The sequence below is a fragment of the Micromonospora sp. BL4 genome (genome assembly GCF_003667505.1).
Classification (GTDB): domain Bacteria; phylum Actinomycetota; class Actinomycetes; order Mycobacteriales; family Micromonosporaceae; genus Micromonospora.
On record NZ_RCVJ01000037.1, the window covers coordinates 1 to 22,860 of the forward strand.

General features: G+C 76.0%; 20 protein-coding genes and 1 pseudogene. 16 read left to right on the forward strand and 5 right to left on the reverse strand.

Going from position 1 to position 22,860, the window contains the following annotated elements; genetic code table 11:
- The first annotated feature begins 45 nt into the window (after positions 1-45).
- From cobO to cobA, 10 genes and pseudogenes are all read left to right on the forward strand, one after another.
- Positions 46-657 (forward strand): cob(I)yrinic acid a,c-diamide adenosyltransferase, encoded by a 612-nt coding sequence (cobO, locus tag EAD89_RS00845; RefSeq protein WP_121652226.1) that lies wholly within the window; start codon positions 46-48, stop codon positions 655-657.
- Positions 651-2,009: a cobyrinate a,c-diamide synthase gene (locus EAD89_RS00850; RefSeq protein ID WP_121674329.1), complete on the forward strand. Its 1,359-nt coding sequence runs from the start codon at positions 651-653 to the stop codon at positions 2,007-2,009. Before cobO ends, EAD89_RS00850 begins: the two co-directional genes overlap by 7 nt.
- Positions 2,006-2,818: a precorrin-2 C(20)-methyltransferase gene (gene cobI / locus EAD89_RS00855; protein ID WP_121674344.1), complete on the forward strand. Its 813-nt coding sequence runs from the start codon at positions 2,006-2,008 to the stop codon at positions 2,816-2,818. Before EAD89_RS00850 ends, cobI begins: the two co-directional genes overlap by 4 nt.
- Entirely contained in the window at positions 2,815-3,678 is an 864-nt protein-coding gene (cobM, locus tag EAD89_RS00860; protein WP_233578091.1) for a precorrin-4 C(11)-methyltransferase, read from the forward strand. Before cobI ends, cobM begins: the two co-directional genes overlap by 4 nt.
- Positions 3,675-4,745, forward strand: a pseudogene (locus EAD89_RS00865) (cobalt-precorrin-5B (C(1))-methyltransferase); the annotation flags it as partial. The gene cobM and the pseudogene EAD89_RS00865, both read left to right, overlap by 4 nt.
- The gene (cbiE, locus tag EAD89_RS00870; RefSeq protein WP_368666327.1) at positions 4,706-6,103 is read left to right on the forward strand and encodes a precorrin-6y C5,15-methyltransferase (decarboxylating) subunit CbiE; all 1,398 of its coding nucleotides are present in this window, start codon (positions 4,706-4,708) and stop codon (positions 6,101-6,103) included. The pseudogene EAD89_RS00865 and the gene cbiE, both read left to right, overlap by 40 nt.
- Positions 6,100-7,827 carry a precorrin-3B C(17)-methyltransferase gene (gene cobJ, locus EAD89_RS00875; protein ID WP_121674331.1) on the forward strand — a complete coding sequence of 576 codons (1,728 nt, stop codon included), beginning with the start codon at positions 6,100-6,102 and terminating at the stop codon, positions 7,825-7,827. Before cbiE ends, cobJ begins: the two co-directional genes overlap by 4 nt.
- Positions 7,815-8,012, forward strand: coding sequence for a DUF362 domain-containing protein (locus EAD89_RS00880; protein WP_121674332.1), 198 nt, complete (start codon positions 7,815-7,817; stop codon positions 8,010-8,012). The genes cobJ and EAD89_RS00880 overlap by 13 nt, the downstream gene beginning before the upstream one ends.
- Complete coding sequence (locus tag EAD89_RS00885; RefSeq protein ID WP_121674333.1) at positions 8,009-8,605, forward strand: precorrin-8X methylmutase; 597 nt, start codon at positions 8,009-8,011, stop codon at positions 8,603-8,605. Before EAD89_RS00880 ends, EAD89_RS00885 begins: the two co-directional genes overlap by 4 nt.
- Positions 8,602-10,245, forward strand: coding sequence for a uroporphyrinogen-III C-methyltransferase (gene cobA, locus EAD89_RS00890; RefSeq protein ID WP_121674334.1), 1,644 nt, complete (start codon positions 8,602-8,604; stop codon positions 10,243-10,245). Before EAD89_RS00885 ends, cobA begins: the two co-directional genes overlap by 4 nt.
- A gap of 272 nt (positions 10,246-10,517) precedes the next feature.
- Here cobA and crcB read toward each other — a convergent pair whose 3' ends face one another.
- From crcB to EAD89_RS30350, 4 genes are all read right to left on the reverse strand, one after another.
- Entirely contained in the window at positions 10,518-10,880 is a 363-nt protein-coding gene (crcB, locus tag EAD89_RS00895) for a fluoride efflux transporter CrcB (protein WP_121674335.1), read from the reverse strand.
- A complete protein-coding gene (locus EAD89_RS00900) occupies positions 10,877-11,371 on the reverse strand; it encodes a CrcB family protein (protein WP_121674336.1) in 495 nt (164 codons plus the stop codon). The genes crcB and EAD89_RS00900 overlap by 4 nt, the downstream gene beginning before the upstream one ends.
- A 241-nt stretch (positions 11,372-11,612) precedes the next feature.
- Positions 11,613-12,371, reverse strand: a complete 759-nt coding sequence (locus EAD89_RS00905) for a trans-aconitate 2-methyltransferase (protein ID WP_121674337.1) — start codon at positions 12,369-12,371, stop codon at positions 11,613-11,615.
- Between the two features lie 106 nt (positions 12,372-12,477).
- Positions 12,478-12,648 (reverse strand): hypothetical protein, encoded by a 171-nt coding sequence (locus tag EAD89_RS30350; protein ID WP_158610693.1) that lies wholly within the window; start codon positions 12,646-12,648, stop codon positions 12,478-12,480.
- Between the two features lie 292 nt (positions 12,649-12,940).
- Here EAD89_RS30350 and paaK point away from each other — a divergent pair, with 292 nt between their 5' ends.
- Genes paaK through EAD89_RS00930 form a run of 4 tightly spaced genes read left to right on the forward strand, consistent with a single transcriptional unit; the run spans position 12,941 to position 16,401 of the window.
- Positions 12,941-14,248, forward strand: a complete 1,308-nt coding sequence (paaK, locus tag EAD89_RS00915; protein ID WP_121674339.1) for a phenylacetate--CoA ligase PaaK — start codon at positions 12,941-12,943, stop codon at positions 14,246-14,248.
- A gap of 31 nt (positions 14,249-14,279) precedes the next feature.
- Positions 14,280-14,663, forward strand: a complete 384-nt coding sequence (gene paaI / locus EAD89_RS00920; protein WP_121674347.1) for a hydroxyphenylacetyl-CoA thioesterase PaaI — start codon at positions 14,280-14,282, stop codon at positions 14,661-14,663.
- A 9-nt stretch (positions 14,664-14,672) separates the two neighbouring features.
- Positions 14,673-15,779 (forward strand): nucleotide disphospho-sugar-binding domain-containing protein, encoded by a 1,107-nt coding sequence (locus EAD89_RS00925; RefSeq protein ID WP_121674340.1) that lies wholly within the window; start codon positions 14,673-14,675, stop codon positions 15,777-15,779.
- Positions 15,780-15,834: 55 nt separating this feature from the next.
- A complete protein-coding gene (locus EAD89_RS00930) occupies positions 15,835-16,401 on the forward strand; it encodes a dienelactone hydrolase family protein (protein WP_121674341.1) in 567 nt (188 codons plus the stop codon).
- A 43-nt stretch (positions 16,402-16,444) separates the two neighbouring features.
- Here the strand turns inward: EAD89_RS00930 and EAD89_RS00935 are convergent, their stop codons facing one another.
- Positions 16,445-18,670, reverse strand: a complete 2,226-nt coding sequence (locus EAD89_RS00935; RefSeq protein WP_121674342.1) for an adenylate/guanylate cyclase domain-containing protein — start codon at positions 18,668-18,670, stop codon at positions 16,445-16,447.
- Positions 18,671-18,864: 194 nt separating this feature from the next.
- Here EAD89_RS00935 and EAD89_RS00940 point away from each other — a divergent pair, with 194 nt between their 5' ends.
- Together EAD89_RS00940 and EAD89_RS00945 are read left to right on the forward strand one after the other, a co-directional pair.
- Positions 18,865-21,765: a LuxR family transcriptional regulator gene (locus tag EAD89_RS00940; protein ID WP_121674343.1), complete on the forward strand. Its 2,901-nt coding sequence runs from the start codon at positions 18,865-18,867 to the stop codon at positions 21,763-21,765.
- Between the two features lie 134 nt (positions 21,766-21,899).
- On the forward strand, positions 21,900-22,670 hold the full coding sequence (locus tag EAD89_RS00945; RefSeq protein WP_121652244.1) for a DUF5995 family protein: 771 nt from the start codon (positions 21,900-21,902) through the stop codon (positions 22,668-22,670).
- Positions 22,671-22,860 lie beyond the last annotated feature (190 nt).

Below are 22,860 nucleotides of genomic sequence, written 5' to 3' on the forward strand. Positions count from 1 at the left end.
CCCCACCGCCGTGGCCACCACCTCGTTCGACAGGAGCGTCGCCTGATGCCGCAGGGACAGCCGAGCACGGTGCCCACCGACGGGTTGACGACCCGGCAGCGACGCCACCGGCCACTGCTGATGGTCCACACCGGACAGATGAAGGGAAAGTCCACCGCCGCCTTCGGGCTGGCGCTGCGGGCGTGGACCGCCGGCCTGCCGGTCGGGGTGTTCCAGTTCGTCAAGAGCGCCAAGTGGCGGGTGGGGGAGGAGAACGCCTTCCGGGCCCTCGGTGAGGTGCACGAGCGCACCGGCCAGGGCGCGCCGGTGGCGTGGCACAAGATGGGCGAGGGCTGGTCCTGGATCCAGCGCGGTGGCGACGCCGACCACGCCGCGGATGCCCTGGAGGGTTGGCGGCAGATCCAGCGCGACCTGGCCGCCGAGCGCTACGGGCTGTACGTGCTGGACGAATTCACCTACCCGATGAAGTGGGGCTGGGTGGACGTCGACGAGGTCGTCGCCACCCTGGCCGACCGCCCCGGCTTCCAGCACGTGGTCATCACCGGCCGGGACGCCGACCCGCGACTGGTCGCCGCCGCCGACCTGGTGGCCGAGCTGACCAAGGTCAAGCACCCGATGGACGCCGGCCAGAAGGGCCAGAAGGGCATCGAGTGGTGAGCACCGGGCCGTGGGCGCTGCCCCGGGTGGTGGTCGCCGCGCCGGCCAGCGGACACGGCAAGACCACCGTCGCCACCGGGCTGCTGGCCGCGCTGCGCCGCCGGGGCCTGACGGTCAGCCCGCACAAGGTCGGCCCGGACTACATCGACCCCGGCTACCACGCCCTCGCCGCCGGACGGCCCGGCCGCAACCTCGACCCGTTCCTGGTCGGCCCCGAGCGGATCGCCCCGCTGCTGCGGCACGGCGCGAACGTCCCGACACCCGCCGACGTGGCCGTGGTGGAGGGCGTCATGGGCCTGCACGACGGCGCGGTCGGCCGCCGCGAATACGCCTCCACCGCCCACGTCGCCCGGCTGATCGAGGCGCCCGTGCTGCTGGTGCTGGACACCACCGCGCAGGGCCGTTCCGCCGCCGCGCTGACGCTGGGCATGGCCGCCTTCGACCCGGCCGTACGGATCGGCGGCGTGATCCTCAACCGGGTCGGCTCGCCCCGGCACGAGACGCTGCTGCGCGACGCCCTCGCCGAGGTGGGCGTACCGGTGCTCGGGGCGGTCACCCGGGCCGCCGAGGTGGCCGCCCCGGCCCGGCACCTGGGGCTTATCCCGGTCGCCGAACGGGCGCCCGAGTCCCTCGCGATCGTCACCGCCCTCGCCGAGCTGGTCGAGTCCACCGTGGACCTGGACGCCGTGCTCGACCTCGCCCGGAGCGCCCCACCAATGACCGCGCCCGCCTGGGACCCGGTCGCCGCCGTCGGCGGGCCGGCCGGCGCGGAGCGGCCGCTGGTCGCCCTCGCCGGTGGTCCGGCCTTCACCTTCTCGTACGCGGAGACGGCCGAACTGCTCACCGCGGCCGGCGCGGACGTGGTCACCGTCGACCCGCTGCGCGATCCGGCGCTGCCCAGCGGCACCCGGGCCGTGGTGATCGGCGGCGGCTTTCCCGAGGCGTACGCGGAGGCGCTGGCCGGCAACAGGGCCCTCCGCGCCGAGCTGGCCTCCTTCGACGGGCCGATCGTGGCCGAATGCGCCGGGCTGCTCTACCTCGGGCGGTCCCTCGACGACGCGCCCATGTGCGGCCGGCTGGACCTGACCGCCCGGATGACCGGCCGGCTCACCCTCGGCTACCGCGAGGCGGTGGCTGTCACCGACTCTCCGGTGGCCCGGGCCGGCGAGCCGGTACGCGGGCACGAGTTCCACCGCACCAGCACCGACCCGGGGCACGGCGATCGGCCGGCGTGGCGCTGGGACGGCGCGGAGCACGGCTTCGTCGCCGGCCGGGTGCACGCCTCCTACCTGCACACCCACTGGGCCGGCCACCCCGGCGCCGCCCGCCGCCTGGTCGAGGCGTGCCGATGAGCGCCGCCGTTCGTCCCGCCGCCGCAGGGCACGGCGGGTCGGCCGACGCCACGCTGACCGGCGTCGGTGTCGGACCCGGCGACCCGGAACTGCTCACCGTCAAGGCCGTGCGGATCCTGCGCGAGGCCGACCTGGTCCTCGTACCCGTGATGGCCGACCGGGCCGGTCCGCCCGGGACCGCTGTCGCGCCGGGCGCGGAGGCGGGGCGCGCCGAGCGGACGGTGCGCGCGTACGTCCCGGCGGACCGGCTGCGCCGGCTGCCGTTCGCCCTGGACGACCGGGGCGGGGTGACCGCCCGCCGGACGGCGGCCTGGGACGCCGCCGCGCGGGTCGTCGTGGAGGCGATCGACGCGGGCGCCAGGTCAATGGCCTTCGCCACCATCGGCGACCCGAACGTCTACTCCACCTTCGGCTACCTGGCGCAGAGCGTCCACGCCCTGCGTCCCGGCGTGCGGGTGGCGACCGTGCCCGGCGTCACCGCCATGCAGGAACTGGCCGCGCGAAGCGGCACCCCGCTCTGCGAGGGACGCGAACCGCTGACCCTGCTGCCGGCCACCGCCGGACTGGCGCTGTTCGCCGACGCCCTCGCCGGGCCGGGCACCGTGGTCGCCTACAAGGGCTGGCGGCGGCACCCGGAGCTGCTCGCCGAGCTGCGCCGGCAGGGCCGGCTCGCCGACGCGGTGCTCGGGCGGAGCCTGGGGCTCCCCGGGGAACGCGTCGGCCCGGTCGACGACTCCGAAGACGACCTGCCGTACCTGTCGACGCTGCTGGTCCCGGCCCGCCGCGACCATCGAGGAGGAAAACTGTGACCAGCGACGGCAAGGTGTGGTTCGTCGGCGCCGGTCCCGGCGCGGCGGACCTGCTGACCCTGCGGGCCGCCCGGGTCATCGCCGAGGCGGACATCGTCATCTGGGCGGCCAGCCTGGTGCACGCCGACGTGCTCGCCCACGCCCGGCCCGACGCCGAGATCGTGGACTCCTCGCAGCTGCCCATCGAAGGGGTGCTTCCGCTCTACACGCGGGCCGCCGAGCAGGGGCTGACCGTGGCGCGGATCCACTCCGGCGACCCGGCGCTGTGGGGGGCGGTGCAGGAGCAGCTGGACCTGTGCCGGGCACTCGACCTGGCCGTCGAGATCGTGCCCGGTGTCTCCTCGTTCACCGCCGTCGCGGCGATCGTCGGGCGGGAGCTGACCGTCCCCGAGGTCGCCCAGTCGGTGATCCTCACCCGCCTCGAGGGCGGCAAGACCCCGATGCCGCCCGGGGAGCGGGTGCGTGACTTCGCGCGGCACGGCACCACCATGGCGCTGTTCCTCTCCGCGGCCCGCTCCGGGCAGGTGCAGGCCGAGCTGCTCGCCGGCGGCTACCCGGCGGACACCCCCGCCGTGGTGGCGTACCAGGCGACCTGGCCGGACGAGCTGGTGGTGCGCTGCACGGTCGGCACGCTGGAGGCGACCGTCAAGCAGCACCGGCTGTGGAAGCACACCCTCTTCCTGGTCGGGCCGGCCCTCGCCGCCGAGGGCACCCGTTCGCACCTGTACCACCCCGGGCACTTCCACACCTTCCGTCGGGCCGAGCCGGCCGCACGCGCCGAACTCCGCCGCCGGGCCGGCGCCCGCACCGGCGGAGTCCAGGACGGCGGGGAGCCCGCGACACCGGGCGCCACGTCGTGACGTACGCCGAGCCGCCGCTGCGCGAGCCGGACCTGCCGCGTACCGCGAAGGTCCGGCCCACCGCGCTGCGCACCGGCTGGACCACCGGCGCCTGCGCGACGGCGGCGGCCAAGGCCGCGGTCACCGCGTTGGTCACCGGCGCGGCCCAGCCGGAGGTGGAGATCGGGCTGCCCGCCGGGCGGCGGGTGCGTTTTCCGGTGGCCCGCTGCGAGCTGACCGGCACGCCGCCGGCCCGGGCCGAGGCGGTGGTGGTCAAGGACGCCGGCGACGACCCGGACGTCACCCACGGCGCCGAGCTGACCGCCACGGTGGACTGGACGAACGTGCCCGGTCTGCGGCTGGCCGGCGGCCCCGGCGTCGGCACGGTCACCAAGCCGGGCCTCGGGCTCGCGGTCGGCGGCCCGGCGATCAACGACACGCCGCGCCGGATGATCAGCGAGGCGGTGGCCGAGGTGGTCGACCTCAGCGAGGTCGGCGTCCAGGTGGTGATCAGCGTCCCCCGGGGCGAGATCATGGCCCGCAAGACCACCAACCGGCGGCTCGGCATCCTCGGCGGCATCTCGATCCTCGGCACCACCGGAATCGTCCGGCCCTTCTCCACCGCCTCCTGGCGGGCCAGCGTGGTGCAGGCCGTGCACGTGATGGCCGCCCAGGGCGAGCGGACGGTGGTGCTCTGCACCGGCGGGCGCACCGAACGGGCCGCCCGGGCGCTGCTGCCCGAACTGCCCGAGGTCTGCTTCGTCGAGGTCGGCGACTTCACCGGCGCCGCCGTCACCGCCGCCGTGGGCGACGCCATGACCGGTGTGGTCTTCGTCGGCATGGCCGGCAAACTGGCCAAGCTCGCCGCCGGCATCCTGATGACCCACTACACCCGCTCCAAGGTGGACCTGTCCCTGCTCGGCGCGGTGACCGCCGAGGCCGGTGGCGACGCGGCGCTGGTCGCCGCGGTGACCGAGGCGAACACCGGCCGGCACGCGTACGAGCTGTGGGAGGCCGCCGGGCTGCTCGCTCCGGCCGGTGACCTGCTCTGCCGGCGGGTCCGCCAGGTGCTGCTGCGGTTCGCCGGGCAGGCGGTCAGCGTCGACGTGGCCATGGTCGACTTCGCGGGCGCCCAGGTGGTCGCCTCCTCGGGCCGGTGGCCCCGATGACCCCGGTGACCGTGGTCGGCCTCGACGCCGCCGGCGCGCCGCCGCACCCCGCCCTCGCGCCCGCGCTGGCCGCCGCCGGGCTGGTGGTCGGGGCCGCCCGGCACCTGGCCTCGGTGCCGGTACCGGCCGGCGCCGCCACCGTCGCTCTCGGTCCGCTCGCCCCCGCCGTGCGCCGGCTGACCGCCGCCGTCGCCGACGGGGTGCCGGCCGTGGTGCTGGCCAGCGGCGATCCCGGCCTGTTCGGCATCGTCCGGCGGCTGCGCGCGGCCGGGCTGCCGCTGCGGGTCGTCCCGGCTGTGTCCAGCGTGGCCACCGCGTTCGCCCGCGCCGGGATGCCGTGGGACGGCGCCGCCGTGGTCACCGCGCACGGCCGCGACCCGCGACCGGCGCTGAACGCCTGCCGGGCGCTCCCGCTGGTCGCCGTGCTCACCGCGCCCGGCGCCGGCGCCGCCGAGCTGGGCGCCGGCCTGATCGGGTGGTCCCGCCGCCTGCTGGTCGCCGAGCACCTGGGCACCGACGCGGAACGGGTCCGCGAGGTGACACCGGAGCGGGCCGCGACCGAGACCTGGTCCGACCCGCACGTGCTGCTCAGCATTGCGAACCCCGCTGACGCCGGGAGCGCTGACGCGGTCGCCGCCGGGTGCGTCGAGCTGTCCGACGCCGGCCCGGCAGGGCGCGGGTCGTCGGGTGGGATGCGGTCGGACAACCAGCCCGCCGCCGCACCCTACGGCGGGTGGGCGTTGCCGGAGGCCCGCTACGCCCACCGTGACTCGATGATCACCAAGTCGGAGGTTCGCGCCCTCGTCGTCGCCCGCCTGCGACCCCGACTCGGCCGGCTCGTCTGGGACGTCGGTGCCGGCAGCGGCTCCGTCGGCATCGAGTGCGCCCTGCTCGGGGCGGCCGTGCTCGCCGTCGAGCAGGACGCCCGGGCCGGCGAGACGATCCGGGCCAACGCCGCCGCGCACGCCGTGGACGTCCGGCTGGTCGTCGGGCGGGCCCCGGCGGCGCTGGCCGGCCTGCCCGAGCCCGACGCGGTCTTCGTCGGCGGTGGCGGGCCGGAGGTCCTCGCCGCCGTGGTGGCCCGCGAACCCGGCCGGGTGGTGCTCACCCTGGCCGCCCTGGACCGGGTCGCGCCCGCCGTCGGCCTGCTGCGCGCCGCCGGCTACACGGTCGAGGGCAGTCAACTCTCCGCCGCCCGCCTCGCCGACCTGCCCGGCGGGTCGATCCGCCTCGCGGCCACCAACCCGGTGGTCGTCCTCACCGGGGAGCGCCCGTGAACGACCTGAGTACGCCCACCCGGATCGGGCTGGTCGCGGCCACCGCCGCCGGCCGCCGCCACGCCCACACCGTCGCCACCGCGTGGCCGCACGCCCGGCTGGTCGAGGGGGAGAGCGTCGCCGACGCGCTGCGGACCGCCTGGACGCGGTGCGACGCGGTGGTCGCCTTCCTGGCCACCGGCGCGGTCGTGCGGATCCTCGCGCCGCTGCTCGCCGACAAGCGCACCGACCCGGCCGTGGTGGTGGTCGACGAGGCGGCCCGGCACGCGGTGGCCCTGCTCGGTGGGCACGCCGGCGGCGGCAACGACCTCGCCGAGCGGGTCGGCGCGCTGTTGGACGCCCGGCCGGTGGTCACCACCGCCACCGACGCGGTCGGCCTGCCCGGGCTGGACACCCTCGGCTGGCCGGTGCAGGGCGCGGTGGCCGCGGTGTCCCGGGCCATCCTGGACGGCGAACCGGTCCGCCTGATCGCCGACGCCGACTGGCCGCTGCCGGCCCTACCCCCGAACGTGTGCGTCACCGCCGACGACGTGGCGGACGACGGGTACCGGCTGCTGGTCACCGACCGGACGGTGCCGCTGGACGGGCGGACCGCGGTGCTGCGGCCACCGTCGCTGGTCGCCGGGGTCGGCGCGAGTCGGGGCGTACCCGCCGCCGAGGTGGCGGAGCTGCTGCGCCGGGTGCTGGCCGAGGCCGGCCTCAGCCCGGCGAGCCTGCGCTGCTTCGCCAGCGCCGACGTCAAGGCCGACGAGGCGGGCATCCTGAGCACCGCCGACGCGCTCGGCGTACCCCTGATGACCTGGCCGGCGACGAACCTGGCGGCGGTCGACGTGCCGCATCCCAGCGAGGTGGTCCGCGCCGCGGTCGGCACGCCGAGCGTGGCGGAGGCCGCGGCGCTGCTCGGCCCGACCGGCCGGGCGGGCGACGCCACGCTGCTGGTGCCGAAGACCGCGTCGGCGATGGCCACCGTGGCGGTGGCGCGGCACGCGCCGCGCGGTCGGCTGGCCCTGGTCGGGCTCGGCCCGGGGGCCGCCGACCTGCGCACCCCGCGCGCGGTGGCCGAACTGCGCCGCGCCGCCGTGGTGGTCGGCCTCGACCAGTACCTCGACCAGGTGCGCGACCTGCTCCGACCGGGCACCCGCGTGCTCTCCAGCGGGCTGGGCGCGGAGGAGGCGCGGGCCCGCACGGCCGTCGCCGAGGCCACCGCCGGCCGGGCGGTCGCGCTGATCGGCTCCGGCGACGCCGGGGTGTACGCGATGGCCAGTCCCGCCCTGGAGTACGCCGACGCGCGGATCGACGTGGTGGGTGTCCCCGGGGTGACCGCCGCGCTCGCCGCCGGCGCGCTGCTCGGCGCCCCGCTCGGCCACGACCACGCCTACCTGAGCCTGTCCGACCTGCACACGCCGTGGGAGGTCATCGAACGGCGGGTGACGGCCGCCGCCGAGGGGGACTTCGTGGCGATCTTCTACAACCCGCGCAGCCGTGCCCGCGACTGGCAGCTCGGCAAGGCGCTCGGCATCCTCGCCGCGCACCGGCCGCCGGACACCCCGGTCGGAGTGGTACGCAACGCCAGCCGCCCCGACGAACGCGTGCACCTGGCGACCCTGTCCACCCTCGACCCGGGCGTGGTCGACATGTACAGCGTCGTCGTGGTCGGCAGCAGCGACACCCGGCTGGTCGCCGGCCGGATGGTCACGCCCCGGGGGTACCGGTGGCGATCGTGACCATCGGCGGCTGCCAGGGCTGCGGCGCCTGCCTGCTCACCTGCCCCACCCACGCGATCCGGCCGGTCGCCGGCGGCCTGACCGTCCGCGCCGACCGGTGCACCGGCTGCCTGGAGTGCCTGGAGATCTGCCCGGTCGACGCGATTCGCGTCGCCGACCCCTTGGACCGTGGAGGAACCCGATGAGCCGGGCGGTGCACCCCATCGAGGCCGAGTCGTACCGGATCCTGCGCGACCGGGTCGACCTGTCCCACCTGCCGCCGCTGAGCCGGGCGGTGACCGAGCGGGTGGTGCACGCCAGCGCCGACCTGGCGTACGTCGACGAGCTGGTCTGCGACGAGGCGGCCCTGGAATCGGGGCTGGCCGCGCTGCGCGCCGGCGCGCCGGTGGTCACCGACGTGGCGATGGTCGCCGCCGGGCTCACCCGGACCGGCCTGGAGCTGGTCTGCCCCATCGCCGAGCCGGCCGCCGCCGAACTCGGTCGGGCGGCCCGGATCACCCGCTCGGCGGCGGCCGTGCGGATCGCGCTGGACCGGGTCGGCCCGGGCGCGGTCTGGGTGGTCGGCTGCGCCCCGACCGCGCTGGTCGAACTGCTCACCCTGGACGCCGCGCCGGCGCTCGTCGTCGGCCTGCCGGTCGGCTTCGTGGGCGCGGCCGAGTCGAAGGCGGCGCTGCGGGCCAGCGGACTGCCCGGGGTGTCCAACGTGGGCGAGAAGGGCGGGTCGGCGGTCGCCGCCGCCGCCCTCAACGCCCTGCTCTACGTCGAGGAGACACCATGAACGGGTTGGTCATCGTCGGGCACGGCACGCGCAGCGCGGCCGGGGTCGAGCAGTTCGCCGCGCTGGTCGAGCGGGTCCGCCGACGCGCCGCGGGTGCCATCGGCGACGTCGAGGCCGGCTTCATCGAGCTGTCCCGCCCGCCGCTGACCGACGCGGTCGGCGCGCTGGTCGCGCGTGGGCACCGGGCGCTGGTGGCATTGCCGCTGGTGCTCACCGCCGCCGGGCACGGCAAGGGCGACATCCCCGCCGCGATGGGACGCGAACAGCAGCGCCACCCCGGGCTGAGCTACCGCTACGGTCGCCCGCTCGGCCCGCACCCGCTGCTGCACGACGCCCTCGAACAGCGGATCGACGCGGCACTGGCCGGCGCGGACCGGGCCGGCACCTGGGTCGCGCTGATCGGTCGGGGCTCCACCGACCCGGATGCCAACGCCGAGGTGGCCAAGGTCGCCCGGCTGCTCTGGGAGGGGCGCGGCTACGCGGGCGTCGAGCCGGGGTTCATCTCCCTCGCGGAGCCGTCGGTGCCGGCGGTGCTGGACCGACTGCGTCGGCTCGGCGCCCGACGGATCGTGGTCGCGCCGTACTTCCTGTTCGCCGGCGTGCTGCCGGACCGGATCACCGCACAGGCGGCGGAGTTCGCCTCCGCCCACCCCGACCTGGACGTGCGGGTGGCCGACCTGATCGGCGACTGCGACGCGCTGGCCGACCTGGTGCTCCAGCGGTACGCCGAGGCGCTCGGCGGTGACATCCGGATGAACTGCGACACCTGCGCGTACCGGGTGCTGATGCCGGGCTTCGCCGACAAGGTGGGCCGCCCGCAACGCCCGCACGACCATCCCGACGACCCGGTCGGCGGCCACCATCACCACCACCACGGGCACGACCACCAGCACGACCACCAGCACGATCACGGTTCGGTCGCCGTGGTCGGTGGCGGGCCCGGACCCGACGACCTCATCACGGTACGCGGCCGGGCGCTGCTCGACGCCGCGGACGTGGTGGTGGTCGACCGGCTGGCCCCGCAGGGGTTGGTCGCCGGGCTGCGCCCCGACGTGCTGGTGATCGACGCCGCCAAGGTGCCCCGTGGCCCCTCGATGGCCCAGGACGCGATCAACGCGGCCCTCGTGTCGCACGCCCGCGCCGGTCGGCGGGTCGTCCGGCTCAAGGGCGGTGACCCGTACGTCTTCGGGCGCGGCCACGAGGAGGTGCAGGCCTGCCGGGCCGCCGGCGTACCGGTGACCGTGGTGCCCGGGGTGAGCAGTGCGATCGCCGCGCCGGCGCTGGCCGGCGTGCCGGTGACCCACCGGGGCGTGGCGCACGACGTCACCGTGGTCTCCGGGCACCTGCCGCCCGGCCACCCCGATTCGCTGGTCGACTGGGCGGCGCTGGCCCGGACCCGGGGCACCCTGGTGCTGCTGATGGCGGTGGACACCATCGCGAAGATCGCCGCTGCGCTGGTCGAGCACGGCCGCGCCCCGGACACCCCAGTGCTCGCGATCCAGGACGCCGGGCACTCCGCCCAGCGGTCGGTGTCGGCCCGGCTGGACGAGATCGGCGCGGTGGCCACCCGCGAGGGCATCGCCCCGCCCGCCGTCTTCGTCCTCGGCCCGGTGGTCGCCCTGGCCGCGCCCCCCGCGTGAGCCCCGCGCCCCGCGTTGAGCCCCGCGCCGTCCGCGTGAGCCCCGCGCGGTCCGCGCGCTCCGCCTGACGCCGTGGGCCCTCGCGCGTGGCGCTCGCGGGACGCCTCCTGCGCCGGGTCGCTCCGCATGATCGCGCCCGATCCTGGATGTAGTGGCCTCGCTCGCGGAACGATGCCACTACATCCAGGATGCGGCGTGATCTCGCGGTCGTCCCGCGGTGACCGCGTCGGGTTCGGGCTCGGGAGCCGGGCACGCGACGGGCGCCTCGGGGGTCAGCCGGTCAGGGCCCGGGCCAGGGCGTAGCCGGCGGTCGCCGCCGCGAGTCCGGCGGTGACGCTGGCCAGCACGTTGGCCAGCGCGACGAGCCGGTTGCCCGTCCGGGTCAGTCGCAGCGTCTCGTAGCTGAAGGTGGAGTAGGTGGTCAGCGCGCCGCAGAAGCCGGTGCCGAGCAGCGCGCTGACCGCCGGGCCGGTCGGCAGCCCGACGAGCACGCCGAGCAGCAGCGAGCCGAACACGTTCACGGTCAACGTCCCCCACGGGAACGCCGAAGCGTGCCGGGACTGGACGGCCCGGTCGGTGAGGTAGCGCAGCGGCGCGCCGACGGCCGCCCCGAGCGCGATGAGCAGCACCGTCATCGGGCGAGCCGCTCGTCGTCGTGGCCGTTGCGATGGAGCAGCCGTGCGGCGGCGGCGTCACCGCACCACACCGCGACGAGGGCGCCGACCACCGTCGCGGCCAGGTACGCCAGCGCGGTGCCCGCGGCGCCCGCGACCACCGCCTGCTGCACGTCCACGGCGTAGGTGGAGAAGGTGGTGAAACCGCCGAGCACCCCGACCCCGAGGAACGGGCGAACCAGCGGGCGTCCGCCGCCGAGGTGCCCGAGCACCGCCATCAGCACGCCGATCAGCAGACAGCCGGACACGTTGATGGTGAACGTCGCCCACGGGAAACCCGTCGGCGGGTGGGGGAGGGCGTGTTGCAGGCCGACCCGGGCCAGCGCGCCGAACACTCCGCCGGCCGCGATCGCCGCGAGCACCGCCGCGGGGCGCGCGGTCAGCTCGCCCCGGTCGGCGGGAACCCGCAGGTCGACGTCGGGATCGGTACGCGGATCGAGCGGGCCGGACATGATGCCTCCCTACCAGCACGGGTCTCACTGGCAGGGACCGTTGGCGAGCGGCGTCGCGGTTCTCCTGGTGCCCGGGACGGCGGGCCCCACCGCCGGGAGCCCCCCCGGCTCCGGGGCCAGCATATCGCCCACCCGTCCGGCGGCGGGCCGACCAGCGAGGCAGACGCCTGCCGGCGGCAGGCGCGGGGTCGGCTGGTCAACCGGTGGGCGTCGGGGACGGCCGGGCGTCGGGGTTGGTCGGTCAGCGCACCGCCGCGACGGCGGCGTCCGGGCCGCCGCGCCACACCGTGCCGACCTCGCTGAAGCCGGCCGAGGTCAGGGTGGCCAGGTGCCAGGAGACCGGCGGGTTCCACTCGGGGCTGTGCCCGGTCGGGTAGATGGCGTGCCGCTGAGCGACCAGCGGGGCGAGCACCGGGTCGGCGCCGGCCCGTTCCCACCAGTCCGACCAGGACAGCACCGACCCGGCCGCGTACCGGGCGGCCCGCCGGTCCCGGGCGCGGTCGAGCAGCCGCTTGGTCAGCTCCGGCAGGGTGTCGTCGGGCATGTGGTCGGCGTTGACGAAGATCCCGCCCGGCCGCAGCAGGTCGCGGATCTCGCCGTAGAGCCGGCCGAGCCGCTCGGCCGGCAGCCAGTGCAGCGCGGTGGCGGTGAGCACGGCGTCGTACTCGCGGTGGGGCAGCGCCGACAGCCATTCGGGGGCGCCGAGATCGGCGGTGACCACGGTGGCCCGGTCCGTGAGGGAGGCGCGGGCGATGGCCAGCAGCGCCGGGTCGAGGTCCACCAGGGTCACCTCGGCGGTGGGGAACCGCGCCAGCGTCCGCAGGGAGATGGTGCCGGTGCCGCCGGCCAGATCGAGCACGCGCGGCGGCCGGCCGTCGCGGACCGCGTCCACCGCGTCGAGCATGGCGGTGAACCGGTGCTCCCGGTCCGGCAGGTAGGCCTCCTGCTGGCGGTCCCAGCTCTCCTGCCACGCCGACGCATCCGTGATGTAAGGAGTCATGACGAGCAGGCTAGTTACGGCGTCGGCCGCCTGTCCAGACCTTGTTGCACATGACTTGCAATTGCGAGATGATGGCAACGCGATGATCACTGGGGCGCCGGGCCGGTCATCCGTCCGGCCCGGCGCTTCGACCGTCGCGCCGGGTGGGCGCCTGCTGGGCGTACCGCATGATGCGCAGCTGCGACGGCGGCACGGTGGGAAGCCGAATGCCCGGCAGCACCAGCGCGACGATGGTCGGCACCAGGCCCGCCGAGATCAGCGTGAACCCGCCGAGCACCGCCAGGACGGTGACGAGGGTGCGCGACAGTGACCTGTCGGCCGCCCGACCGCCCCGCCGCCGAGCGGGTTGCCGGCGAAGAGCCCGACTCCGGCCCACCCACGACCAGGTGCTGGCGGGTGCGCTGACCGACGCCGAGGCCACCCCGGACTGGCCGCGCCGCACCGGTTGCCGACACCCGGCTGACCGGGCACACCCTGGTGGACGCCCGGAGAACCCCTGACCGGCGCGGCGTACCTTACCCGGGTCGGCCGGTGTGGAACCGGCCGTGCCCGGTGGACAGGAGGCAGGCATGCAGGACCGCACCCCTCGGCCCGAGGAGTTGGAGCCGATCGAGCGAGCCGGCATCGACGAGCTACGCGACCTGCAACGCGAGCGGCTGCGCTGGTCGCTGCGGCACGCGTACGACAACGTCCCGCACTACCGCCGGGCGTTCGACGCGGTCGGGGTGCACCCCGACGACTGCCGGGACCTCGACGACCTGGCCCGCTTCCCGTTCACCGGCAAGGCCGAGCTGCGGGACAACTATCCGTTCGGCATGTTCGCCGTGCCCCGCGAGCGGGTCGCCCGGCTGCACGCCTCCTCGGGCACCACCGGCCGGCCGACCGTCGTCGGCTACACCCGCGACGACCTGCGGACGTGGGCCCGGCTGATGGCCCGGTCGATCCGTGCGTCCGGCGGGCGTCCGGGCGACCGGGTGCACGTGGCGTACGGCTACGGGCTGTTCACCGGTGGGCTCGGCGCGCACTACGGCGCCGAGGAACTGGGCTGCACGGTCATCCCGGTCTCCGGTGGCATGACCGAACGCCAGGTCATGCTGATCCGCGACTTCGAACCCGAGGTCATCATGGTCACGCCCAGCTACATGCTGGCCATCGTGGACGAGATGCAGCGCCAGGGCGTCGACCCCCGGACGACCTCGCTGCGGGTGGGCATCTTCGGCGCGGAGCCGTGGACCGAGGACATGCGCCGGGAGATGGAGCACCGGCTGGACATCCACGCGGTCGACATCTACGGGCTCTCCGAGGTGATGGGCCCGGGTGTGGCCACCGAGTGCGTGGAGACCAAGGACGGGCTGCACCTCTGGGAGGACCACTTCTACCCGGAGATCATCGACCCGGTCACCGGGGCGGTGCTGCCCGACGGCGAGCAGGGCGAGCTGGTCCTCACCTCGCTGACCAAGGAGGCGATGCCGGTCGTCCGGTACCGGACCCGGGACCTGACCCGGCTGCTGCCGGGCACCGCCCGCCCGATGCGCCGGATCGAGAAGATCACCGGCCGGACGGACGACATGATGATCGTGCGCGGGGTGAACATCTTCCCGACCCAGATCGAGGAGCTGATCCTGCGGACCCCGCAGTTGTCGCCGCACTTCCAGTGCGTACTCGACCGGCAGGGCCGGCTGGACACCCTGACGGTGCGGGTCGAACGGCGGGCCGAGGTCGCGCTGGACGCCGCCGAGCGTGCCGGCGCGACCCTGGTGGAGCTGGTGAAGAACACCATCGGTGTGAGCGTGGCGGTGCAGGTGCTCGCTCCGGACGGGGTGGAGCGCTCGGTGGGCAAGATGCGGCGCATCGTCGACCAGCGGCGGGCCGGCTGACGTGGCGGAACAGCGCAACCCGGCGTACGACATGTTCGCCGCCGACGCGGCCTCGCGGGGCCTCGGCATCGAGCTGGTCGAGGCCGCCGACGGCGCGGCGGTGGCCCGGATGCGGGTGACCGAGCGGATGCTCAACGGTCACGCGATCGCCCACGGCGGCTTCGTCTTCCTGCTCGCCGACACCGCCTTCGCGCTGGCCTGCAACAGCCGGGGCCCGGTCACGGTCGCGGCCGGGGGTGAGATCACCTTTGTCCGGCCGGCCCGCGGCGGGGACCTGCTCACCGCCCGCGCCACCGAACGCACCCGCTACGGCCGCAGCGGCATCTACGACGTCACGGTCACCCGGGACGACGGCGAGGTGGTCGCGGAGTTCCGGGGCCGCAGCCGGACACCGGCGGCGCCACCGTCGACATAGGATCCGTCCATGCGTGTCCTGGTGGTCTCCGCGCCGCTCGTCGGCCACGTCTTCCCGCTGGTGCCGCTCGCCGTCGCGCTGCGTGACGCCGGCCACGACGTGCTGCTGGCGACCGGTGGCGGTGGCCTGGCGGCCGCCGACGCCGGCCTGCCGGTGCACGACGTGGCGCCGGGCTTCGACTTCGGCCGGATCGCGCTGCGCGTGCTGCCGCGCCACCCGCTCATCGCCCGCGCCGAGCTGGCCGGCACGGCCGGCACCCGAGGCGCCGGCCTGCTCTTCGGGGCACTCAACGACCAGCTCACCGACCCGGTCGTCGCGCTGGCCACCCGGTGGCATCCGGACCTGGTCCTGCACGAGCCGTTCGCGGTGGCCGGCGCGGTGGCCGCCGCCCGGCTGGGTGTGCCGGCGGTCCGGCAGGAGAACGCCCTCTTCGACGGCCGGGACCTGGTCCGAGCCACCAGCGCCCGGCTCGGCGCCGCGCTGCGCCGGCACGGCCTGACCGAGCTGCCTCCGCCCGCCGCGGCCCTCGCCGTGGCCCCGCCCAGCGTGACCACGCAGGACGGCTGGCCGATGCGGTACACCTCCTACGTCGGCGGCGGCGAGCTGCCGGCCTGGCTGCGCGAGCCGGGCGACCAGCCCCGGATCCTGGTCACCCGCAGCACCCTCACCGGCCCCGGCGACCGGGGGCCGATGCCCGCCGTGGTCGCGGCCGCCGCCCGGGTGGACGCCGAGATCGTGCTGGTCCGGCCGGACCGGCGCTCGACCCGTGTGCTGCCCGGTAACGTCCGGGTGGTCGACTGGATCCCGCTCGACGAGGCCCTGCCGGCGAGCGCGGCGCTGGTCCACCACGGCGGGGCGGGCAGCGCCTTCGGCGCCCTCGCCGCCGGCCTGCCGCAGCTGGCCACCGTCGGTCCGGGGGACCGGCGGCACAACGCGGAGCTGGTGGCCCGTCGAGGCGCCGGCCTGGCACTGCGCCCCCGCGACATCACCCCGCAGGCGCTGACCCGGCTGCTCACCGACGACGGCCTGCGGACCGCGGCCGGGCAGGTCGGCCGCGAGATCGCCGCGATGCCGCCGCCGTCCGAGCTGGTGGCCCGGCTGGCCGCGCTGGTCTGACGGCCGCCCCGCGTGCCCACACCGCACGGCCGTCCAGCTGGGGCAGGATGACCGGATGCGACACGTCGTGCTGTTCCACTCCGTGTACGGGCTGCGGCCCGCCGTGCGCGCCGCCGCGGACCGGCTGCGCGCCGCCGGGCACCGGGTCGTCACTCCCGACCTCTACGGCGTCCAGGCCGCCGACACCGTCGAGGAGGGCTTCGCGCTGCTCGACAAGATCGGCCAGGAGGTGGTGCTCGACCGGGCCCGGGCGGCGCTGCGGGAGCTGCCGGTGGAGACCGTGCTCGCCGGGTTCTCGATGGGCGCCGGCGTGGCCGGGGCGCTCCTGGCCGAGCGCCCCGACACCGCCGGTCTGCTCCTTCTGCACGGCACCGGTGGCGCGCCGGAAGCCGTCCGCTCCGGGCTGCCGGTGCAGCTGCACCTCGCCGACCCCGACCCGTACGACGCGCCGGACGAGGTCGACGAGTGGCAGCGGGCGATGACCGACGCCGGCGCCGACCTGACGGTGTTCCGCTACCCGGGCGTGGGGCACCTGTTCACCGACCCGGACGTCGCCGAGTACGCCCCCGACGCCGCCGCGATGACCTGGCCACGGGTGCTGGCCTTCCTCGCCGCCGCCTGAGCGTCGAGGGCGTCCAGCAGCTGCTCCCGGGCGGGGTCGTGGGTCACGCGGACGCGGCGAGCCCGCCCAGCGGGTGTATCAACGGCGGGCGCGGTACGGCGCGTGCCACGCCTGGCGCGGCACGGACGACGGTCAGCGCGCCGCGCCGACGCAGGGGCCGCGGCACGGACGACTCCGGCACGACGGGCGCCGCCGGGACCGGTGCCGGCGTCCGGTACACGCCCGGGCTCCGGTCGCCGCCCGCGATGGAGCGCAGCGCCGGCGTGGCCACCTGCGCCGTGCGGGTCGGGGCGAGCGCGGCGGCGGATCGGTCCGGCGGCACGTCGCCCGAAGGCGCGGTCGTCCAGAACCGCCGCACGGGCGCTGGACGAGCGATCCGGGGGGTGTCCGGGCGCCGTGCGGTAGCGGGGTCGTCCGCGCGGTGCGTGGCGGGGACGGCGACGGGGACGGCGACGGGGACGGCGACGGGGACGGCGACGGCGACCGCGGTGGGCCGGTCGGGGGCGGAGCCGTCGTTACGCTCGACCGCGTCCGGGTGGGTGACGTCGACCTGGGCGCCGTCGCCCGCGCGGCGGGCGAAGACGGCCCGCAGTGCCCGGGGCAGTCGCTCGGCGGCGAGCCGGCGCAGCGCGGGCGCGGCGAACGCGTACCCGCCGGCCCGGCGGGGGACCAGCAGCCCGGCGGCGACGAGCCCGCGCAGCACCGGCCCGCACCGCCCCGGCGTCCAGCCGAGCGCCCGGTCCAGCATCGCGCCGGCGGTGACGCCGCCCAGGGTTGCGGCGGCCATCAGCACCGCCCGCCGCTCACCGTCGAGCCGGTCCAGCTCCGCGCCGACCGCCCGGTGCACGTCGTCGGGCAGCGGAAGCGCCGCCGGGTCCGCGCCGTCGACGATGGAACGCACGTACGCCGCCGCGTGCCCGGGACGCCCGCCCACCATCGGCAGCAGTCGGTCGACCAGCGCCACCGGTTGCCCGGCCCGGGTCAGCAGGAGGCGCAGCAGCCGCCCGCTCTGCACCGTGGCCAGCGGCCGGACCGCCACGCGCCGGGCCGTACCGGGTCGGGTGTCGGCCCAGTGCGGCTGGTGCAGGGTGACCACGGCCAGCGGCAGCCCGCGCGCCGAGGCGGCGGTGAACAGCGCGTGCAGGAACCGGCTCACCGCGGGGGCGGCCCGGTCCAGGTCGTCCACGGCGACGATCAGCGGCCGTTGGGCGGCCAGGCGCAGCAGGGCGTCCCGGCAGGCCGCGGCGCCGGCCAGCGAGACCGCCGAGCCGTCCGGGGTGGCCAGCAACCGTTCCAGCGCCGGAACCGCCGCGGCGACCCGGGCCGGCGGAAGCAGCGGCGTCAGGGTCGCCGTCAACCGGTCGCGGACCACCGCCGGGCCCGCGCCGTGGCGGATCCCGGCGAATTCGCGCAGCAGGTCCGCGACCGGCGCGAGCACCTGATCCGGGTACGGCTGGCAGGCCGCCACGCACCAGCGCACCGCCACCCCGTCCACCGTCGTCAGCGACGTGGTCAGCTCGTGCAGCAGCCGACTGCGGCCGCTGCCCGTCGGGCCGACCAGCGACACCCAGCGCGGGCTGTGCTCGCGGACCGCCCGGCTCAGCTGGTCGCGTACGGTGGCCAGCTCGCGACGGCGGCCGATCAGCGGGCCGTCGTGCGGGTCGGCACTCGGGCGTACGGGGCCGACCGCGTGCCAGACCGGCGCCGGCGGCACCCGCCCGGTGACCGGCGCCAGTTGACGCTGGGCGATCAGACCGGCGGTGGCCCGGGCGGTGGCCGCACAGAGCGCGACGGCGCCGGGTGGCGCGTACTCCTGCAGGCGGGCCGCGGCGGTGATCACCGCGCCGCTGGCCACGCCGTGACCGCCGTCGACCGCGCTGCCCAGGTCGACCACCACCTCGCCGGTGGCCACACCGACGCGTACCCGCAGCGTGATGTCACCGACCATCGGCCGGCGGTCCAGCGCGGCCTGGATCTCCAGCCCGGCGCGGACCGCGCGGTACGCGTCGAAGCCATCGGAGTGGCGCGCACCGAAGAGCGCCATCACCGCGTCGCCGACGTACTTCTCGACCACCCCGTGCCAGCGGTGCAGCACACCGGCGACGGTGTCGAAGTAGGCCTGTTGCAGCGCCCGGACGTCCTCCGGGTCCAGTCGCTCGACCAGCGCGCTGGAACCGACGATGTCGGCGAAGAGCACGGTCACGGTGCGTCGCTCCTGCGGCACCGGCCAGTGCGGGGTGCTGGTCCGCTGCGTGACGATGGTGGTCATGGGTATTCGCACCGGCCTCTCTCCCACTGCTGCCTGCAGACCTTCGGAGATTGGCATTCCTGCGCTGACGGGGGATCGGCAGAACGACGTATGTCGGCCAACCGCAACCTTTAGTCGCAATGTCGACGCGAGGAGTACCACAAGCGGCAGATGGCCGTAGAACGGTACGGGGGCGTGTGATTAGGCTGCGTGCCATGGCCAGCGATGTGGACACCGCCCCGCTCGTGGGCCGAGCGGAGCTGGTGCAGACGGTTCGGTCCGCGCTGCTCGGTGACGTCACGCACGGGCAGACCGCCGCCGTCTTCCTGACCGGTGAGAGCGGCGTGGGCAAGACCCGGCTGCTCGGCGAGATCGGCGCCCGGTTGCGTGACCAGGGCGCCCTGGTGCTCACCGGCAGCTGCCTGGACATCGGCGACGCCTCCCCGCTGCACCCGCTGTTGCAGGCACTGCGACGCTTCGACGCCGACCTGTCCGCCGCACAGGCGCGCACCTCCTCGGCCGTACGCGGTCTGTTGCAGATGTTCGCCGACGAGACCGCCGGCCCGGACGGCGCGGGCGCGCTGCTGGAGCGGGTCTCCCGCGGTCTGCATCTGATCGCCGAGGGCCGGCCGCTGGTGCTGATCCTGGACGACCTCCAGTGGGTCGACCGGAGCACCCGCCAGCTGCTGCTGTACCTGCTGGCCGGCCTCGGCGACCTCCAGCTCTCGGTGCTGGCCGCGGTCCGCGCCGAGTCGTTGCAGGGCGCGCACCCGCTGCGCCGGGTCCTCACCGAGCTGCGTCGACTGCGGACGGTGCGGGTGCTCGACCTGGCTCCACTGGACCGCGCCGGCACCGAACGGCTCGCCGCCGCGGTGGTCGGCCGGGAGCTCGCCTCCGACGCGGCCGAGCAGGTGTGGCAGCGCAGCGGCGGCAACCCGTTCGTCATCGAGGAGTTGGCCCGCGACCTGCGCGACGGCCGGGACGGGCTGTCCGAGACGCTGCGTGAGATCTTCCTCGCCCGGGTCGACGCGCTGCCCCAGCACGCGCACGCGGTGGTGCACGCGGTGGCCGCCGGCGTCGAGCCGGTGGAGCACTGGCTGCTCGCCGAGGTGCTCCGGCTGCCCGAGGAGGAGCTGATCGAGGCGGCCCGCGCCGCGGTGGCGCACCGGCTGCTGGTCGGCGCCGACGACGGCTACCGGCTACGGCACCGGCTCGTCGCCGAGGTCCTGGCGCACGAGCTGCTGCCCGCCGAGCGCTCCGGGTTGCACCGTCGCTACGCCGAGGCGCTGACCGCCGCGCCGGCCGAACTGCACCAGGCCCGACTGGCGCACCACTGGCGGCTGGCCGGCGAACCGGCCCGGGCGCTGCCGGCGGCGGTGGCCGCCGCGCAGGAGGCCGAGCGGCTGCACGGCTACGCCGAGGCGCACCGGCACTGGTCGGCGGCCTTGCAGCTGGCCGGCGACCCGGGCACGCCGGGTGTGGACCGGGTCGAGCTGCTCGGGCACGCCGCCGAGGCGGCCCACCACTGTGGGGAGCACGCCCGGGCGCTGGCCCTGCTGGAGGAGCTCGCCGTGGTGCAGGGCGGCGAGCCGAGCTGCGCGCTGCACATCCGCCGGGCCCGCTACCTGGCCGCCGCCGGGCGCTCGGCGCTGGCCGAGGAGGAGTACCAGCGGGCGTTGGAAGCGGCGGACTGCTCCACGGGTGAGCGGGCCACCGCCGCCGCGCACCTGGCCGAGCTGCTGCTGCACCTCGGCCGGTACGCCGACGCCGGCCGGCGGGCCAGGGAGGCGCTGGCGCTGGCCGCCACGGTGGAGGGATCCACCACCGAGGTGGTGCTGGCAAGCTCCGCGCTCGGCTTCAGCGAGGCCTACCTGGAAGACCCGGACGCCGGACTGGCGGTGATGCGCCAGGCGCTCGACACCGCCGAGCGCGCCGGCCGGCCGGAGGACGTGGCCTGCGCGTACCTGCACCTGGCCGAGCTGCTGACCGGCCCGCTGAACATCCTCGAGGAGGGGGTGGTGGTGGCCCGCCGGGGCGCCGAGCGGGTGGCCGAGCTGGGGCTGGGCCGCACCTGGGAGACCCGGCTGCTGGCCATCGCCACCAACGGGCTGTTCCGCGTGGGCCAGTGGGCCGAGGCGGAGAAGGTGGTCGCCGCCGCGCTGCGGCACCGCCCGTCCGGAGCGGACGCCGTCGAGCTGCTGCTGGCCCGGTGCCGGCTCTCGGTGGGCTACGGCGACATCACCGCCGCCGACCGGGACCTCGACGCGGTGGCCACGGTGCTCGCCGGCGGCGGTGCCCGGCACGTCATCCCGCTGCTCACCCTGCGCGCCGGGCTGGCCATGTGGGAGGGCCGGCACGACGTGGCGCGGCAGGCGGTGCAGCGCGGGCTGACCGAGAGCCGCTCCGACGACGTGACCATCCTGTCCGCGCTGGTCTGGCACGGCCTGCGCGCCGAGGCGGAGGCGCACGCCAGCCGTACGGTGGCCGTCGACCCGACGGCGGTGCGGCGGCTGCGGGACGTGGCCGAGCGGGTCGCGCGCAAGAGCGCGTCCGCGGCACGTCCGGTCCGTTCGGTGGTGGACGGCTTCCTGGCGCTCTGCGCCGCCGAGGTGAGTCGGCTCGACGGCAGCGACCCGGAGCTGTGGGCCAACTCGGTCGCCGAATGGGAGCGACGCAACCACCCCTACCCGGCGGCGTACTCGCGGTTGCGGCAGGCCGAGGCGCTGCTGGCCCGGCGCAGCCGGGTGGCCACCGCCGCCAAACTGCTGCGCGAGGCGTACCGGGTGGCGCAGGGGCTCGGCGCGGTGCCGTTGACCTCGGAGATCCGGGAGCTGGCCGGGCGGGCCCGGGTGTCGCTGGAGGAGCGCGAGGCCACCGACCGTCTGCGGGGCGCGACCCCGACCGAGCCGGCCGACGACGAGTTGGCGACGCTCACCGCGCGGGAGCGGGAGGTGCTCGCCCTGGTCGCCGAGGGACTGACCAACAAGGAGATCGGGCAGCGGCTGTTCATCAGCGAGCGGACGATCGGCGTGCACGTGTCGCACATCTTCGACAAGCTCCAGGTCCGTACCCGCGTTCAGGCCAGCGCCATCCAGTTGCGCAACCGGCGCGGCTGACCGACCGGTCGGTCAGCCGGCGCCTGTGCGCGCCCGGATACGTCGTTCTACTGATCCGGCGGTCGGTGTCGGCTGAAAGGCTGAGCACCGTCGACGGCGGCACGGGGGTGCCGCGGACCACCCATGGAGGAGAGATGACCGAACCGGTCTGGGGGCCCGTGCACCGGGACATCGTCGACCTGCTCGCCGACCATCCGGCGGACGTGCCGGCCGTCGTCGACCACCTCACCAAGCTCCAGGACATGCTGGTCCGGCTGCCTCCGTTGGAGGAGAGCTGTCCGTTGGCCGACTTCAACAAGCTCTACCTGACCATCACCAGCAGCGTCCTCGACGGGCTGTACGACGACCGCTTCGTCGACCCGGTGTTCCTGTCCCGGCTGGACGTCGAGTTCGCCGCGCGGTATTTCGACGCGATGCGACTGTGGACCGACTCCAGCCCGGGCACCCCGAAGGCGTGGTCGTGCCTGTTCGAGCGGATGCGCGGGCCGGACGCCCGGCCGCTGCCGTCGGCGGCCGCCGGGGTCAACGCGCACATCAACTTCGACCTGCCGTTCGCGCTGGTCACCACGTTCGACCACCTGGAGTCGGAGCCGGTCGACGGCAGCGACCAGCACCACGACTACCTGGAGATCAACAACATCTTCGCGGACAAGATCCCCGGCCTTCGTCGGGGTTACCTGGAGCGGTGGCAGCTGCTCATCGACATGCTCAACGGCGACATCGACGACTGGTACCAGGGGGAACTGGTCGAGTACACCCGCGATGTCGCCTGGCGCAACGCGCAGAAGATCTGGCGGTGCCGGCACGATCCGGACGCCCGCGAGTGTGAGCGCACGCGGTTGGACGACAACGCCGCGGCGCTCGGCCGGTTGCTGCTCTCGCCCCTGGGGGCGTTCCTGCAGTAGCCGGGACGGGGGGTCCCCGCGCTCCGCCCGATGGGGGGCGGCGGAGCGCGGGGACGCGTCCCGCCCCGCCAGCTCCCTCCACCCCGCGACGCCGCCTGGGGATCCGGTCGGCTCCGGGTGACAGCCGGCCGACCCCGGGGGGTGTCGACCGACTGCCGTCGTCGGCCGGCCCGGGGGGTGTCGGCCGGCC